This is a genomic window from Nonomuraea recticatena (genome assembly GCF_039533245.1).
Classification (GTDB): Bacteria; Actinomycetota; Actinomycetes; order Streptosporangiales; family Streptosporangiaceae; genus Nonomuraea; species Nonomuraea roseola.
In genome coordinates this window covers 37,644-51,757 of the sequence record NZ_BAAATE010000011.1, presented here as the reverse complement: position 1 = coordinate 51,757, position 14,114 = coordinate 37,644, and the positions used below count along the sequence as shown (strand labels likewise).

Genomic DNA, 14,114 nt, shown 5'->3' with positions numbered 1-14,114 from the left:
GACCAGAACACTATTCGGTTACCACGCCGGCAGGAAGGCCCCTGCCCGGCGGGTGGATCACGTAGGCGGTGCCCGAGCTGGAGCGCACCCAGGCCCGCTCGAAGGCGTCGCGGGGCAGGACCACCCGCACGCCGCGCGCGGCGGGGTCGTTGGCGATCACGTCGCCCTCGGCGGTGAAGCCGGTCACCACGACCAGGTGACCATCGCTGTCGCGCCCCAGCTCCTCGGCGGTGAACGAGAGCGAGGCCACGAAGGGAACGCCCGACGCGATCAGCGGCTCGGCCGCGGCAAGAGAGGGGAACCTGGTCACGAAGGCCTCGAGCCCGAACGCGCCCGCGTAGGCGGTGTTGAACGCCCAGTTGCCGCTGCCGCCGTACGCCCTGTCGGAGGTGTGCCTGGCGGCGTGGTCGACGGCGGGATCGGGGTCGTTCCTGCGCACCCAGGCGATGTCCGCGGGGCGCGGGCCCCTGCCCCAGAAGCCGACCACCATGGCCGTGGAGGTGGGGCTGCACCAGGCGCGCCCTCCGTGGTCCGCGTGCGCGAGCTGCGACTTGCGCGGCACCCCGAGTTCGCGTCCCCACGCCGCCCCCGCGCTCCCCTTGGCGGGGACGCCGCGCGCCGAGGCCACGGCGCCCAGGCTGCGCAGAAGAGGCCGTACGGCGGAGCCCGGCCTGCGCAGAAGGGTGGCCCTCAGCTGATAGGAGGTGACCGGCCTGCTGAGCCTGAGCACGTCGGCCGCGACCGTGCCCGCCGCGTCGGCCTGACCCTTCACCGTGGTGCGCCTGATGCCGCTCTCGCCGTAGGCCCATCTGCCCATGACGTACCAGCCCGAGCCCGGCACCCTGACCTCGACCCGCAGCCAGCTCCCCTCAGGGGTGTCGGCGGTCCAGGAGGGCACCAGCTCGTCCGCCGCGAAGCCGATCTCCCGCTCGGGCCCCGTCCACCGCGAGGTCTCCCACGCGCCCGACCTGACGAAGGGGCTGAAGGCGCCGATCGCCTCCCTGCGATAGGCGGCCTGCGCCTCTCCCGGCACACCGTGCCCATAAATCGCCAGCAATATAGCGATCACAAGTTGCATATCCTGACAGCTGCCCGCCGGGGGCCCTCCGGCAATCCCAACAAAAGGCCGTGATCTCTCAAGGAGATCACGTCCCTTTATGGCGAGTTGTCAGGCGTGGTACACGGCCTTCCAACCGGAGTGGAAGCCCTTCGGGCCGTTGTAGCTGCCCCGGCTCACATCGACGTAGATGTGCTTGGCGTTCTTGCCGGAGAAGGAGTAGTCGGCGTCGCCCTTACCGCAGTTCTTGAAGCTCTTGAGGTAGGCGGAGCCGTCGTGGTTGATGACCTTGAAGGTCTCCCAGGCGCAGACGTACTTCTTCTTGCCCCACCACTTGTGGTTGGTGAGGGTGCTGTCGACCGTGAAGAAGAAGTCGTGCTTCCAGGTCCAGACCTTCTTCTTGTAGGGCTTCTTCTTCCAGACGCAGTGCTTGTTGCCGTGCTTGTCCTTCCAGCACACCTGGACCTTCTTGTAGAAGGTCTCCCAGTGCCAGGTCTTGTAGGACTTCTTGGCCACGTCGACCTGACCGGAGGCCTGCGCCTTGTGGTCGCTGGAGTGGTACGCGCCCCAGGACGTGCCGGTGGTCGCCGCGCCGGTGGTCGCGGCACTGGCGGCCACCGGGGCGCCGACAGCCACTGCTGTGGCGATGGCGGCGCCGGTCAGGATTCGTGAAACGAATCGCATTCGGGTTCTCCTCGGGAAGAGAGTTTCTGTCACGCTCTTCCTACGCCTGGGCGATTGCCGAATGCTTACAATCCACTTGAAACGCCTGGCCGGGCCCTAAATATCAGATAAGTGGATATTCCCGATCTTTCACAGGAAAAATTCAGGCTGGGATGACGGCACCCTTATAGGTGTCCTCAATGTACTTCTTGACCTCCGGGGACTTGAGCAGCTTGGCCAGCTTCTGCACCAGCGGGTCGTTCTGCTTGCCGTCCTGGACGACCAGGCCGTTGGCGTACGGGTTGCCCTCGGCCTTCTCGACCACGAGCGCGTCGGTGGCCGGGTTGAGCCTGGCCTCCAGGGCGTAGTTGCCGTTGATGACGGCGGCGTCCACGTCCTCGAGCGAGCGGGGCAGCTGGGCGGCGTCGAGCGGCTTGAAGGCGATGTTCTTCGGGTTGGCGGTGACGTCACGCTCGGTGGCGGCGGTGCCGACGCCCTCCTTGAGGGTGATCACGCCGTTGTCGGCCAGCAGCTTCAGCGCGCGGCCGAGGTTGGTGGCGTCGTTGGGCACGGCCACGCTGGCGCCGGAGGCGATCGAGGCGACGTCCTTCACCTTGCTGGAGTAGAGGCCCAGCGGCTCCAGGTGCACGCTCTCCACCCAGGTGAGCTTGGCGCCCTTCTCCTTGTTGAAGTCACCGAGGTAGGGCTGGTGCTGGAAGTAGTTGGCGTCCAGCTGGCCCTCCTGGAGCTGCGGGTTCAGCGGCACGTAGTCGCTGAACTCGACGACCTCCAGCTTCAGTCCCTCCTTGGCGGCCAGGTTGTCCGAGATGTACTTCAGGATCTCGCCGTGGGGGGTCGGGGTGGCGCCCACCTTGAGCGTGTCGTCGGCCGTACCCGCCGAGGACGATCCGCAGGCCGTCAGAACAAGCGCTAGGAAGGCTGCGATGACAGCACCAAACAACGTACGCACAGTGATTCTCCAGTTATCGCTTGGCCAGACGGTCGGCGAAGGCGTCGCCGAGGGTCTGCGCCAGTTGGACGAGGATGATGATGACCACGCAGGTCGCGATCATGAGCGGCGTCTCGAACCGCTGGTAGCCGTAGCGGATGGCCAGGTCGCCCAGGCCGCCCGCGCCGATCACCCCTGCCATGGCGGAGTACGAGACCAGCGTGATGACGGTGACGGTGACCCCCGCGACCAGCGCCGCCCTGGCCTCGGGCAGCAGCACCTTGGTCACGATGGACAGCCGGCTGACGCCCATGGCGTGCGCGGCCTGGACCACGTCGGGGCTGACCCCGCGCAGCGCGATCTCCACCAGCCTGGCGAAGAACGGCACCGCGCCGATGGTCAGCGGCACGATGGCGGCGTAGAGCCCGATCGTGGTGCCCACGAGCAGGCGGGTGAAGGGGATCACCGCGATCATCAGGATGATGAACGGCAGCGACCTGCCGATGTTGACGGTGAGGCTGAGCAGCTGGTTGGCCGCCCGCGAGGGGAACAGGCCGTCACGCGAGGTGCCGACCAGCGCGACGCCCAGCGGCAGCCCGAACAGGACGGTGAACAGCGTGGACCAGACGACCATCAGGACCGTCTCCCACGTCGCCTGTCCCAGCAGCGGGACCATCTCCTGCCAGGTCATGCCGCCACCTCCACGATCAGGCCGCGCTCGCGCAGGTAGGTGAGGGCTGTCGCGGACTCGGCGCCGTCCAGCGAGACCCGCAGGCGGCCGACCGAGCCGCCGGCCACCTCCTCCAGCGCGCCGCCGAGGATGTTGACGTCCACGTCGAACTTCCGCACGAGCTGGGAGATGACCGGCTCCTCCGCCGCGCCGGTGAAGGTGATCGTGACGTCACCCCTGGCCGGTGCCGGAAGGGGGAACAGCTCGGCCGCCAGGCGCGAGCCGGGCGTCGTCAGGAGCTGCCTGATCGGGCCCGACTCCTCGATGCGCCCTCCGGTCATGATGGCCACCGAGTCGCACACGCTCTTGACGACGTTCATCTCGTGCGTGATCAGCAGGATGGTCAGCCCGAGCTCGGTGTTGAGCCGCTTGAGCAGGGCGAGGATCGAGGCGGTCGTACCGGGGTCGAGCGCCGAGGTGGCCTCGTCGGCGAGCAGCACCGAGGGGTTGCCCGCCAGGGCCCTGGCGATGCCGACCCGCTGCTTCTGGCCGCCTGACAGCTGCCCGGGGTGGGCGTCGGCCTTGTCGGCGATGCCGACCAGGTCGAGCAGCTCGGCCACCCTGGCCGCGCGCTCGCTCCTGGCCACGCCCATGACTTCGAGGGGGAAGGCCACGTTGCCGGCGACCGTGCGCGACGACAGCAGGGCGAAGTGCTGGTGGATCATGCCGATCCGCTGCCTGGCGGCGCGCAGCTCGCGCTCGCCCAGCGCGGTCATCTCCTGGCCCGCCACCGTCACGGTGCCCTGGTCGGGGCGCTCCAGAAGGTTGACGCAGCGCAGCAGCGTGCTCTTGCCGGCGCCGCTCTGGCCGAGCACGCCGAAGATCTCACCCTGACGCACGTCCAGGTCGACACCGTCCAGCGCGACGATGCTCCCGTACGACTTGCGCAGGCCAGAAGCCTGAATCACGAAATTCCCCACAACGGAGTCGGTAATGGACAGTCAACGCGGGGGAAGCGTCAGCGGGTGCCTGGGTGAAACGGCAGGTGACTCAGGCGGCGCAGCACGAAGCTGGGTCGGATCATCGGAGTGCCTTTGAACGAGAGGGTGGGAAGGGTGCGCTACCGGCGGGCCTGACAGCCCGTACACATGCGCATTCGCATCTCGTTCACACCGAGGCCAACGACCTCGTGCGAGGGGGTATTCCCCGGCCACGATGTGAAGTGGCTCACTGCGGGCCGCCCCCTGAAGGTCTCCTCACTCCGTGTCGCCGACACTCCGGAAGGCGCGGCGGTAGGCGGAGGGCGTGGTGCCGAGCACCTTCGTGAAGTGCTGGCGCAGGCCGTTGCCCGTGCTGAAGCCCGAGCGCTCGGCCACGGCGTCGACCGGCAGGCGCGTGGTCTCCAGGAGCTCGCGCGCCCTGTCCAGGCGCCGCCGTGTGAGCCACCCGATGGGGGTCTGGCCCGTCTCGTGGCGGAAGCGGCGAGTGAAGGTCCTGGTGCTCATCCTGGCCTGCTCGGCCAGCTGCGGGATGGTGACGGGCTCGTGCAGCCGCTCGAGCGCCCACCCCAGCACAGGGCCGAGCCCTCTGTCCTGGGCCGGGACCGGCAGGACGGGCGACACGTACTGCGCCTGGTCGCCCTCCCGCTGCGGCGCGACGACCATCCTGCGGCCGACCTCCGCCGCCACGGCCGCGCCGAAGTCACGGCGGACGATGTGCAGGCACAGGTCGATGCCCGCCGCGGTGCCCGCGCTGGTGAGGACGTCGCCCTCGTCGACGAACAGGGCACGCGGATTGACCTCGACCCTCGGGTAGCGCCGCCGCAGTTCGTCGGCGTGCATCCAGTGCGTGGCGGCTTCACGGCCGTCGAGCAGGCCTGCGGCGGCCAGGATGAAGGCGCCCGAGCACACGGCGGCGATCCGCGCGCCTCTGTCGTGCGCCTCGACCAGCGCGCTCAGCAGCGCCTCGGGCGGGCGGTAGGAGGCGTCCGCGCAGGCGGGCACCACGACGAGGTCGGCCGAGCGCATCGCCTCCAGCCCGTGGGGCGCCCGCAACGACAGCCCGTTGAGCGACTTCTGCTCCTGGTCGGTGCTCTGGCAGAGCGCGAGGTCGTACCAGTCGGGGGTCAGGTCGCGGCGGTCCCTGCCGAAGACCTCACAGGGGACGGCGAGCTCGAACAGCGGGCACTCGTCCAGCACGGGGACGACCACGCGGATCCTGGCCATGCCGCCAATCTAGTGGCTCGAATCTTGTGGAACACGACATTTTCGCCACTGGTAGCCGGGAGGCCCGCCCGGCGACAGTGGTGTCATGAACCATGCGGGACCGCTCGACGTGGGCGAGGAAGAAGGGGCCAGGCTGCTGACGGCCGCCGTGGACCTGGTCGTACGGCACGCGAAGGAGGTGGCCGAGGGGCCGGTGGCGCCGCCGGAGCCCGGCACCGCGCGGCTGCGCGAATGGCTGGCCGGCCAGGACTTCGAGGTGGCGAGGCCATCCGCCGAAGCGCTGCCCGAGGTCATGGAGGCGCTGCGCCGCTGGGGAGTGCACACGACGCACCCCCGCTACTTCGGCCTGTTCAACCCCACCCCCACCTGGTGGGGCGTGGCGGGCGAGCTCGTCGCCGCCGGGGTCAATCCCCAGCTGGCCGCCTACAGCCACGCGCCCGCCGCCGTCGAGATGGAGCGGCACGTGCTGCGCTTCATGGCGGGAAGGCTCGGCCTGCCCGCCACCACGGAGGGCGCCTTCACGGTGGGCGGCGCCGAGGCCAACCTGACGGCGGTCGTCGTCGCCATGACCCGCCGGTTCGCCACCTATCCGAGATCGGGACTCTCCGGCCTGCCCGGGCGGCCCGTGCTGTACGCCTCCGCCGAGAGCCACCTGGCCTGGCTCAAGATCGCGCACATGACGGGGCTGGGCCGCGACGCCGTACGGCTGGTGCCCGCCGACGCGGCGCACCGCATGGACACGGCCAGGCTGCGCGAGATGCGCGCGGCCGACGTGGCTGCAGGCCTGCAGCCCTTCCTCCTGGTCGGTACGGCGGGCACGACGGCGGGAGGCGCGCTCGACCCGCTGCGCGAGCTGGCCGCCCTGGCGCGGGAGTGGAACCTGCACTTCCACGTCGACGCCGCGTGGGCGGGCGCGGTCGCGCTGTCCGACGCGCTGCGCCCGCTGCTGGCAGGGGTGGAGCTGGCCGACAGCGTCACGGTGGACGCGCACAAATGGCTGTCGGCGCCGATGGGCGCGGGCATGTTCCTCACCCCGCATCCGGCGGCTCTCTCGGAGAGCTTCCACGCGACGACCTCGTACATGCCCGCCGAGAGCGAGGACGCTCCCGACCCCTACGCCACCAGCGTGCAGTGGTCACGCCGCTTCGCCGGCCTGAAGGTCTTCCTGGCCCTCGCCGTGGCGGGCAGGCATGCCTACGCCGCGCAGCTCGAGCGGGACGTGCGGCTCGGAGAGGTGCTCGCGCGCCGTCTCGCCGAGGAGGGCTGGTCGCGCATCAACGACACCCCTCTGCCCGTCGTCTGCGTGACGGCTCCCGAGGCCGAGGCGGAAGGCCATGAGCGCAGCGCCGCCTGGCACGCCGCCGTCGCCGATCACGTGGTCAGGAGCGGCGCCGCGTGGCTCAGCACGGTCCGCCTCGCGGGCCGTCCCGCCATCCGCCTGTGCGTGACCAGCCATCGAACGGGCCCCGCCGACCTCGAGGCCGTGGTCAGCGCGCTCGCCGAGGCCCGCAAGAGGACGCGGACCGCCTGATCGAGGCCGTCGCACGTGAGGAAGCCGCCCCGCCGTACGGTGACGGCGGGGCGGCTCAGGGGCGACGGTCAGACGGCCGCGGTCACGCGGCGGCCGTCTGCGCCACCTTCGCGGGGGCGAGCGCGATGTCGAGGACCTCGCGCACGTCGCTCACCGCGTGGATGGTCAGCTCGTCGCGGACCTCCTTGGGCAGGTCGTCCAGGTCGGGCTCGTTGCGGGCGGGGATGAGCACGGTGGTGATGCCCGCCCTGTGCGCCGCCAGCAGCTTCTGCTTGACGCCGCCGATGGGCAGCACCCTGCCGGTGAGGGAGATCTCGCCGGTCATCGCCACGTCGTTGCGGACCAGCCGTCCCGACAGCAGCGAGGCCAGGGCCGTGGTGAGCGTGACACCCGCCGAGGGGCCGTCCTTGGGGACGGCGCCCGCGGGGAAGTGCACGTGCACCGAGCGGTCCTTCAGCGCGGTGACGGGCAGCTCCAGCTCCGCGCCGTGCGAGCGCAGGTAGGACAGCGCGATCCGCGCCGACTCCTTCATCACGTCGCCCAGCTGGCCGGTGAGGGTCAGCCCCGTCTCGCCCGTCTCGGGGTCGGCCAGCGACGCCTCGACGTACAGGACGTCTCCGCCCGCCCCGGTCACCGCGAGGCCGGTGGCCACGCCGGGCACCGAGGTGCGCTGCTTGGACTCGGGAAGCGACGCCTCGGGAACGAAGCGCGGCCTGCCCAGGTAGTCGACCAGGCTGTCCTCGCCGACGACGGACGGCAGCGCGTCCTTGGCCGTGACCTTGCGCAGGATCCTGGCGATCGAGCGCTCGAGGGAGCGCACGCCCGCCTCGCGGGTGTACTCGGCGGCCAGCTTGCGCAGCGCCGCCTCCTCCACCGTGACCTCCTCGGCGGTCAGGCCCGCCAGCTCCAGCTGCTTGGGCAGCAGGTGGTCGCGGGCGATGGCCACCTTCTCGTCCTCGGTGTAGCCGTCGAGGGTGACGACCTCCATGCGGTCGAGCAGCGGCCCCGGGATGGCCTCCAGGACGTTGGCCGTCGCGAGGAAGAGCACGTCCGACAGGTCGAGCTCGACCTCCAGGTAGTGGTCGCGGAAGGTGTGGTTCTGCGCGGGGTCGAGGACCTCGAGCAGGGCGGCCGTCGGGTCGCCCCGGTAGTCGGCGCCGACCTTGTCGATCTCGTCGAGCAGCACGACCGGGTTCATCGAGCCCGCCTCGCGGATCGCCCTGACGATGCGGCCGGACTGCGCGCCGACGTAGGTGCGCCGGTGTCCGCGGATCTCCGCCTCGTCGCGCACGCCGCCGAGGGCGACGCGGACGAACTTCCTGCCCATGGCGCGCGCCACGGACTCACCCAGCGACGTCTTGCCGACTCCGGGAGGGCCCGCCAGAGCGAGGACGGCGCCGCTGCGGCGGCCGCCCACCACGCCGAGGCCCTTGTCCTGGCGGCGCTTGCGCACGGCCAGGTACTCGATGACGCGGTCCTTCACGTCGTCGAGGCCGGTGTGGTCGGCGTCGAGCACCTCACGGGCGCCCGCGATGTCGTAGTTGTCGTCGCTCGTCTCGTTCCACGGGATGTCGAGGACGGTGTCGAGCCACGTGCGGATCCAGCCGGTCTCAGGCGACTGGTCGGAGGTCCGCTCCAGCTTGTCGACCTCCTTGAGCGCGGCCTCACGCACCTTCTCGGGGAGGTCGGCCGCCTCCACGCGGGCGCGGTAGTCCTCCTCCTCGGTCTCGGTGTCGCCGTTGAGCTCCTTGAGCTCCTTGCGGACCGCGGCCAGCTGCTGGCGCAGCAGGAACTCCCGCTGCTGCTTCTCCATGCCCTCCTGGACGTCCTTGCGGATCGTCTCGGCCACGTCCAGCTCGGCCAGGTGCTCACGCGACCACTCGACCAGCTTGGCCAGCCGGTCGGCGGGGTCGGGGGCCTCCAGCAGCTCCACCTTCTGCGCGGTGCTCAGCCAAGGGGTGTAGCCGGAGCTGTCGGCCAGCACGGAGGGGTCGTCGATCTGGTTGACCTGGTCGACCACCTGCCACGCGCCGCGCTTCTGCAAGATGGTGGTGGCCAGGGCCTTGTACTCCTTGGCCAGTTCCTGTGCCCGCTCGCCGACCTGGACGGGGTCGACCGTGAGCACCTCCACCCACAGGGCCGCGCCCGGGCCCGTCGTGCCCTTGCCGACCCTGGCCCTGTTGACGCCACGGACGACGGCGGCGGGCTCACCCCCTGGGAGCCTTCCGACCTGCTCCACCACGGCCTGGACGCCGACGGCGCCGTAACGGCCGTCGATCCTGGGAACGAGGAGCACCCGCGGCTTGTTGAGACCAGAAGCCTGAGCCGCGTCGATCGCAGCCCGGACCTCGGAGTCGGACAGGTCCAGAGGGACCACCATGCCCGGCAGGACCACCTCGTCGTCGAGTGGCAGGACCGGGAGGATCAAGCTCTCACTCATCTGAACTCCAAAGGGTTGAGTTATACCGACTCAATTAACGAGAGCCCTCCAATGTTCCCGAAGTTGCCGATGTTCGCTCACAGCGATCGTAATGATGTAAGTGATACCTCCGAGGGATCACTCTCAGGGTTGATGCGGGCCTGGTCAGAGCCTCGTAGGCTGTTGCGGTGATCTCGGCCGTCGTCCAGCCCTTCAGGCTCGCGCTCTTCAGGGGCGAGGCCGACCCCGCGTCCCCACGTTCGCGCAGGTTGCGCCCTGCGATGCCCAGGCCGCTGCGCGGCCTGCTGCCCTTCGACCACCTCGATCTGGTGCAGGTGGCCGATCTCCTGCTGGCCTGGGCGCTGTTCGGCACCGTCCTCAGCGACCTGACGAACCTGACCGAAGCCGCACCGCAGCCGATGTGGCTGCTCTGGCTGACCGCGACCGGCTTCTCGCTGCCTGTCGCGCTGCGCGACCGCTGGCCGCTGGCGGCATGGCGGCTGGCTCTCGCGCTCCTTCCTTCGGCGCTGTGGATGAGCCACCTGCTCGACGGAGCCCGCTCTTTCCTGATGCAGGGCGCCATCATGTGCCTGCTGGTCCTCTACTCCGTGGCCGTCAGGTGCGACAGACGGATCACGTCGGCGGTGTGGGCGATCTCGCTCGTGGCCGCGTGGTTCGTCCTCGGGGAGTCGGTGGTGCCTGCGGGCATCGCGCTGAGCGTGGTCGTCCTGTTCGGCTACAACGTCAGGGTGCGGCGCAGCGCCACCCTGAGCAGGGACACGGCCGTCGAGGAGCGCTCGGTCCTGGCCGAGAGGGCGCGCATAGCCCGCGAGCTGCACGACGTCGTCGCCCACCACCTGTCGGTGATCGCGATCCAGGCCGAGGCCGTACCGCTGGAGGCGGGGGGCGACCCCGCGCGCCTGGATGCGGGGCTCGCGCAGATCCGCGGGCTGTCACTGGAGGCGATCAAGGAGCTGCGCCAGGTGCTGGGCGTGCTGCGCGACGAGGACGGCCGCACCGACACCGCGCCCGCTCCCGGGCTCGACAGGATGGACGAGCTCGTGGCCAACGCCCGGACGGCGGGCCTGGCCGTCCTCGTGAAACGCTCCGGCGAGCTCGACGGGCTGCCGAAGGCCGTGGAGGTCTCGGCGTACAGGATCGTGCAGGAGTCCCTCAGCAACGCCATGCGCCACGCGCCGGGCTCGACCGTGGCCGTGGAGCTCGTCAGGGACGACCACTTGCGCATCCGGGTCACGAACGGCCCCGCGAGCAGGCCGGGCGGCCCGCGCGGCGCGGGGCACGGGCTGCTGGGCATGAGGGAGCGGGCCTCGCTGCTGGGCGGGTCGCTGGAGACGGGCCCCATGGAAGGGGGCGGGTTCGAGGTGAAAGCCGTGCTGCCGTTGGAGGGAGCGTCATGATCAGGGTGCTGATCGCCGACGACCAGGGCATGGTGCGCACCGGGTTCACCGTCTTCCTGAGCAGCCAGCCCGACATCGAGGTGGTCGGCGAGGCCGCCAACGGCGCCGAGGCGCTGGAAAGGGTCGCCGAGCTGGCGCCCGACGTGGTGCTGATGGACGTCAGGATGCCGGTCATGGACGGGCTGGAGGCCACCAGGCGGCTGATGGCCTCCGCCCGCACCAAGGTGCTCATCCTCACCACGTTCGACCTGGACGACTACGTCTACGAGGCGTTGCGGGCGGGCGCCAGCGGGTTCCTGCTGAAGGACGCCTCTGCCGCGCAGCTGGCCGAGGCGGTGCGGGTGGTGGCGGCGGGCGACGCGCTGATCGCGCCCGCCGTCACCAAGCGGCTGATCCACGAGTTCGCCAGGCTGGGCGGGCCGAGGGCGCCCACGGTGAAGCGGCTGGCCGAGCTGACCGAACGGGAGACCGAGGTGATGACGCTGATCGCGCAGGGACTGTCGAACCAGGAGATCGCCTCCAGGCTCGTGGTGGCGGAGCAGACGGTGAAGACGCACGTGGGCAGGGTGCTGACCAAGCTCGACCTGCGCGACAGGGCCCAGGCGATCGTCTACGCCTACGAGACGGGGCTGGTGCGCCCCGGCGAGTGAGCGAGGCGGCGCGACCTGATCAGGAGGCGCTGCCGAGCGCGCGGAGCACGAAGCCCGACACGATCTCCTCGGCCGCCTCCACGCTCACCCGCCCGCTGATCAGCGGCTCCCGCTCGGCTCCGATGACGGCCATGATCATGCGTGCGGTGGCCTCGACGTCCTGCAGGTGGAAGTCCGCCGAGGCGGCGCCGCTGTCGAGGATCTCGACCAGGATGCGCTGCATCGGCGCCACGTGGTCGGCCAGCTGCTGGTAGGCGTCGGGGCCGAGGGAGGCGCTGAGCCCCGCGGCGCCGGGATGCGGATGCGCCACGAGCCCGGCCAGTTGCAGCCTGACGAAGGCGCGCAGCCGCTCCGAGGGCGAGGCCGACGGCGGCAGCTGCGCGGTGTAGGCCTCGATGAAGTAGTGCGTCACGCGCTCGGTGAAGGCGAGCAGCAGCGCCGCCTTGTCGGGGTAGTAGTTGTAGAGCACGGTGCGGGTGATGCCGGCCTCGTGCGCCACGTCCGTCATCGAGATCGCGTCGATGCCCTGGACGCGCGACAGCCGCGAGACCGCCTGCAGGATGCGGTCCTGCGTCTGGGCGCGGTGCTCGCCGATCGTGGCGGCGCTGATCCTGGGCATGGGCCTATGCTAGGCCGCCGACCTGACCGTGTGCAGCAGCTCGGCCAGCACCTCGGTGTTGAGCTGGTAGGCCAGCCGCACCTCGCGGATGATCCGCTGCTCCTCCGCCTCGTCGAGCGCGAGGGCGTCGAGGCGGGCGCGATACTCGTTCTTGAAGCGCGGCAGCGAGCCGATCTCGTCGAAGACGTAGAAGTCGACGCCGCCGCCCTTGCCGTAGCCGTAGATCTTCTGCAGCTCCATCCTGATGAACTGGCCGCCCGACAGGTCTCCCATGTAGCGGGTGTAGTGGTGGGCGATGTAGCCGCCCGGCCAGTCGGAGACCTGCTCGATGCGGGCCACCAGGGTCCTGGTCGCCTTGGACGGAGCGATGCGCGACTCCCACGTGGGGCCGTAGATCGTCGCCAGGTCCCGCTCCAGCGCCCGCTGACGGTACAGCGAGGGGAAGACGAAGCGCCCTGCGACGGGGTGCTCGGCCAGCCGCTCGGCCGCTCCGTCGAGCGCGAGGTAGGCGAAGTAGTGCTGGGCGACCATCTCGCCGTACTCCTCGGCGCTGAGCCGTCCCGCCATCAGCTCGGTGAGATAGCTCTCGCCCTCGGCCGACTCGTGGTCGCTCCAGGTGGCCGCGCGAAGGGTCTCGGAGAAGGTCATGACACAGTGTCACCAAAACCGGCGACTCACGTCAAGTCGATGACGACACCATGTCATAAACGTTGGGGTCAGGGCGACCACGGGCTGCCTGGCGAGGCGCTCGATCACCCCGCCGATAGATCCACACCGGTGATCCCGATCAGGCCTGCCGGACAGCCACCCCAGGTCACCGGGCCGAGCCACCAGACGCCGTCGCGCGGACTGCGCCGAAACCCGTCGGAGCCGCCGGACAGCGTGCGATCACCGGGGCCGGGTCAGCCGCCGTGCACGCGGATCGAGTTGGGGCACGTCCGGGTGAGCACGCCCGGGATGTGGCGTCCGTCCGTGGTCCGCTCTCGAGGTTGCCGGGGTGCGGGAGTGGACGGCATCGGCCGACGGACCGCGGCGAACAGGCGCGCCAGCGTAGCCGACCTGCCGCCGTCGGCCGCCTGCGGTGCGATGGCGGCGACGCCTTCCTCCAGCCACGCCTCCCACGCCCCACGCTCGCCGCTGTCGAGACGGCCGTGCGCCTCGGCCAGGTCGAGGATGGCCGTGCCGATCTCGCGGGCCATCGCGCCGCCCGTGGGACGGAACCGGCTGCCGATGACACCCAGATGGCGAACCTGCACCCGCGCACCGGCCAGCGCGAGCGTGATGTTGAGGAAGGACTCCACCCCGAAGTCCGCAGGAAGCGGCTCGGTGAGCAGCGACCGGCGCACCGCCCGGTAGCCGGTCAGCGCGTTCGCCCCCATGAACCCCGTCTCAGGGAAGAACCTCTCGGTCAGCGGCTCGTAGATGGTGAACGTCGAGCTGAGGATCGTGCCGGGGTGATCGTATTCGTAGTCGCCCACCACGTGTCCCGCGGTGCCGGAGGCGGCTGCCGCGCGGAGTTCGGCGGCGACGTTGAGCTCCGAGGAGACCAGGTCGGCGTCGAGGAAGCACACCCACTCGGTGCCGGCCACGTCGATCGCGGCGTTCATCGCGGCGCCCTTGCCCTTCGGCCCGCTCAGGACCTCCGCCCCCGCCTCGGCGGCACGCCGCGCGGTGGCGTCGGTCGAGGCGCTGTCGACGACCAGGATCCTGTCGCCCGGCCCTGCGGCGGCGCGCGCCTGCCCGACGATGGCGGCGACGGTGGCCTCTTCGTTGTGCGCGGGGATGACGAAGGTGAACAATGCCGTGTCTCCCGGGGGGTGCGGTCAGCCACCACCCTAACGATCACGCCCCGCCTGGCACGTTCCGCCCGAATGTGACCTCAGTCACCCTATGGGGCCTTCACCCCTGGACGG

13 protein-coding genes are annotated in these 14,114 nt (G+C 70.4%); 3 read left to right on the top strand and 10 right to left on the bottom strand.

Annotated features, from left to right (window positions below; all coding sequences use genetic code 11):
- Positions 1–10: 10 nt before the first annotated feature.
- From ABFX50_RS22020 to ABFX50_RS21995, 6 genes are all read right to left on the bottom strand, one after another.
- Positions 11–1,069: a C39 family peptidase gene (locus tag ABFX50_RS22020; protein WP_346149116.1), complete on the bottom strand. Its 1,059-nt coding sequence runs from the start codon at positions 1,067–1,069 to the stop codon at positions 11–13.
- A 99-nt stretch (positions 1,070–1,168) separates the two neighbouring features.
- On the bottom strand, positions 1,169–1,741 hold the full coding sequence (locus tag ABFX50_RS22015; protein ID WP_346121429.1) for a hypothetical protein: 573 nt from the start codon (positions 1,739–1,741) through the stop codon (positions 1,169–1,171).
- 142 nt (positions 1,742–1,883) lie between these two features.
- Positions 1,884–2,690, bottom strand: coding sequence for a MetQ/NlpA family ABC transporter substrate-binding protein (locus ABFX50_RS22010; protein WP_346149114.1), 807 nt, complete (start codon positions 2,688–2,690; stop codon positions 1,884–1,886).
- A gap of 13 nt (positions 2,691–2,703) precedes the next feature.
- Positions 2,704–3,360 (bottom strand): methionine ABC transporter permease, encoded by a 657-nt coding sequence (locus ABFX50_RS22005; RefSeq protein WP_346149112.1) that lies wholly within the window; start codon positions 3,358–3,360, stop codon positions 2,704–2,706.
- Positions 3,357–4,307 carry a methionine ABC transporter ATP-binding protein gene (locus ABFX50_RS22000; protein ID WP_346149110.1) on the bottom strand — a complete coding sequence of 317 codons (951 nt, stop codon included), beginning with the start codon at positions 4,305–4,307 and terminating at the stop codon, positions 3,357–3,359. Before ABFX50_RS22000 ends, ABFX50_RS22005 begins: the two co-directional genes overlap by 4 nt.
- A 288-nt stretch (positions 4,308–4,595) precedes the next feature.
- On the bottom strand, positions 4,596–5,564 hold the full coding sequence (locus tag ABFX50_RS21995) for a GlxA family transcriptional regulator (RefSeq protein ID WP_346149108.1): 969 nt from the start codon (positions 5,562–5,564) through the stop codon (positions 4,596–4,598).
- Positions 5,565–5,649: 85 nt separating this feature from the next.
- On the opposite strand from ABFX50_RS21995, the gene ABFX50_RS21990 reads away from it, so the two are divergent.
- On the top strand, positions 5,650–7,095 hold the full coding sequence (locus ABFX50_RS21990; protein WP_346149106.1) for a pyridoxal phosphate-dependent decarboxylase family protein: 1,446 nt from the start codon (positions 5,650–5,652) through the stop codon (positions 7,093–7,095).
- Positions 7,096–7,177: 82 nt separating this feature from the next.
- Here ABFX50_RS21990 and lon read toward each other — a convergent pair whose 3' ends face one another.
- Complete coding sequence (gene lon, locus ABFX50_RS21985) at positions 7,178–9,535, bottom strand: endopeptidase La (RefSeq protein WP_346149104.1); 2,358 nt, start codon at positions 9,533–9,535, stop codon at positions 7,178–7,180.
- Between the two features lie 167 nt (positions 9,536–9,702).
- Between lon and ABFX50_RS21980 the strand changes: the two genes are divergently transcribed.
- Entirely contained in the window at positions 9,703–10,932 is a 1,230-nt protein-coding gene (locus tag ABFX50_RS21980; protein WP_346149102.1) for a sensor histidine kinase, read from the top strand.
- Positions 10,929–11,582: a response regulator gene (locus ABFX50_RS21975; RefSeq protein ID WP_346149100.1), complete on the top strand. Its 654-nt coding sequence runs from the start codon at positions 10,929–10,931 to the stop codon at positions 11,580–11,582. The genes ABFX50_RS21980 and ABFX50_RS21975 overlap by 4 nt, the downstream gene beginning before the upstream one ends.
- Positions 11,583–11,601: 19 nt before the next feature.
- On the opposite strand, the gene ABFX50_RS21970 is transcribed toward ABFX50_RS21975, so the two are convergent.
- From ABFX50_RS21970 to ABFX50_RS21960, 3 genes are all read right to left on the bottom strand, one after another.
- Entirely contained in the window at positions 11,602–12,201 is a 600-nt protein-coding gene (locus ABFX50_RS21970; RefSeq protein WP_346149098.1) for a TetR/AcrR family transcriptional regulator, read from the bottom strand.
- A 9-nt stretch (positions 12,202–12,210) separates the two neighbouring features.
- Entirely contained in the window at positions 12,211–12,849 is a 639-nt protein-coding gene (locus ABFX50_RS21965; RefSeq protein ID WP_346149096.1) for a biliverdin-producing heme oxygenase, read from the bottom strand.
- 254 nt (positions 12,850–13,103) lie between these two features.
- On the bottom strand, positions 13,104–14,000 hold the full coding sequence (locus ABFX50_RS21960) for a glycosyltransferase family 2 protein (protein ID WP_346149094.1): 897 nt from the start codon (positions 13,998–14,000) through the stop codon (positions 13,104–13,106).
- Positions 14,001–14,114 lie beyond the last annotated feature (114 nt).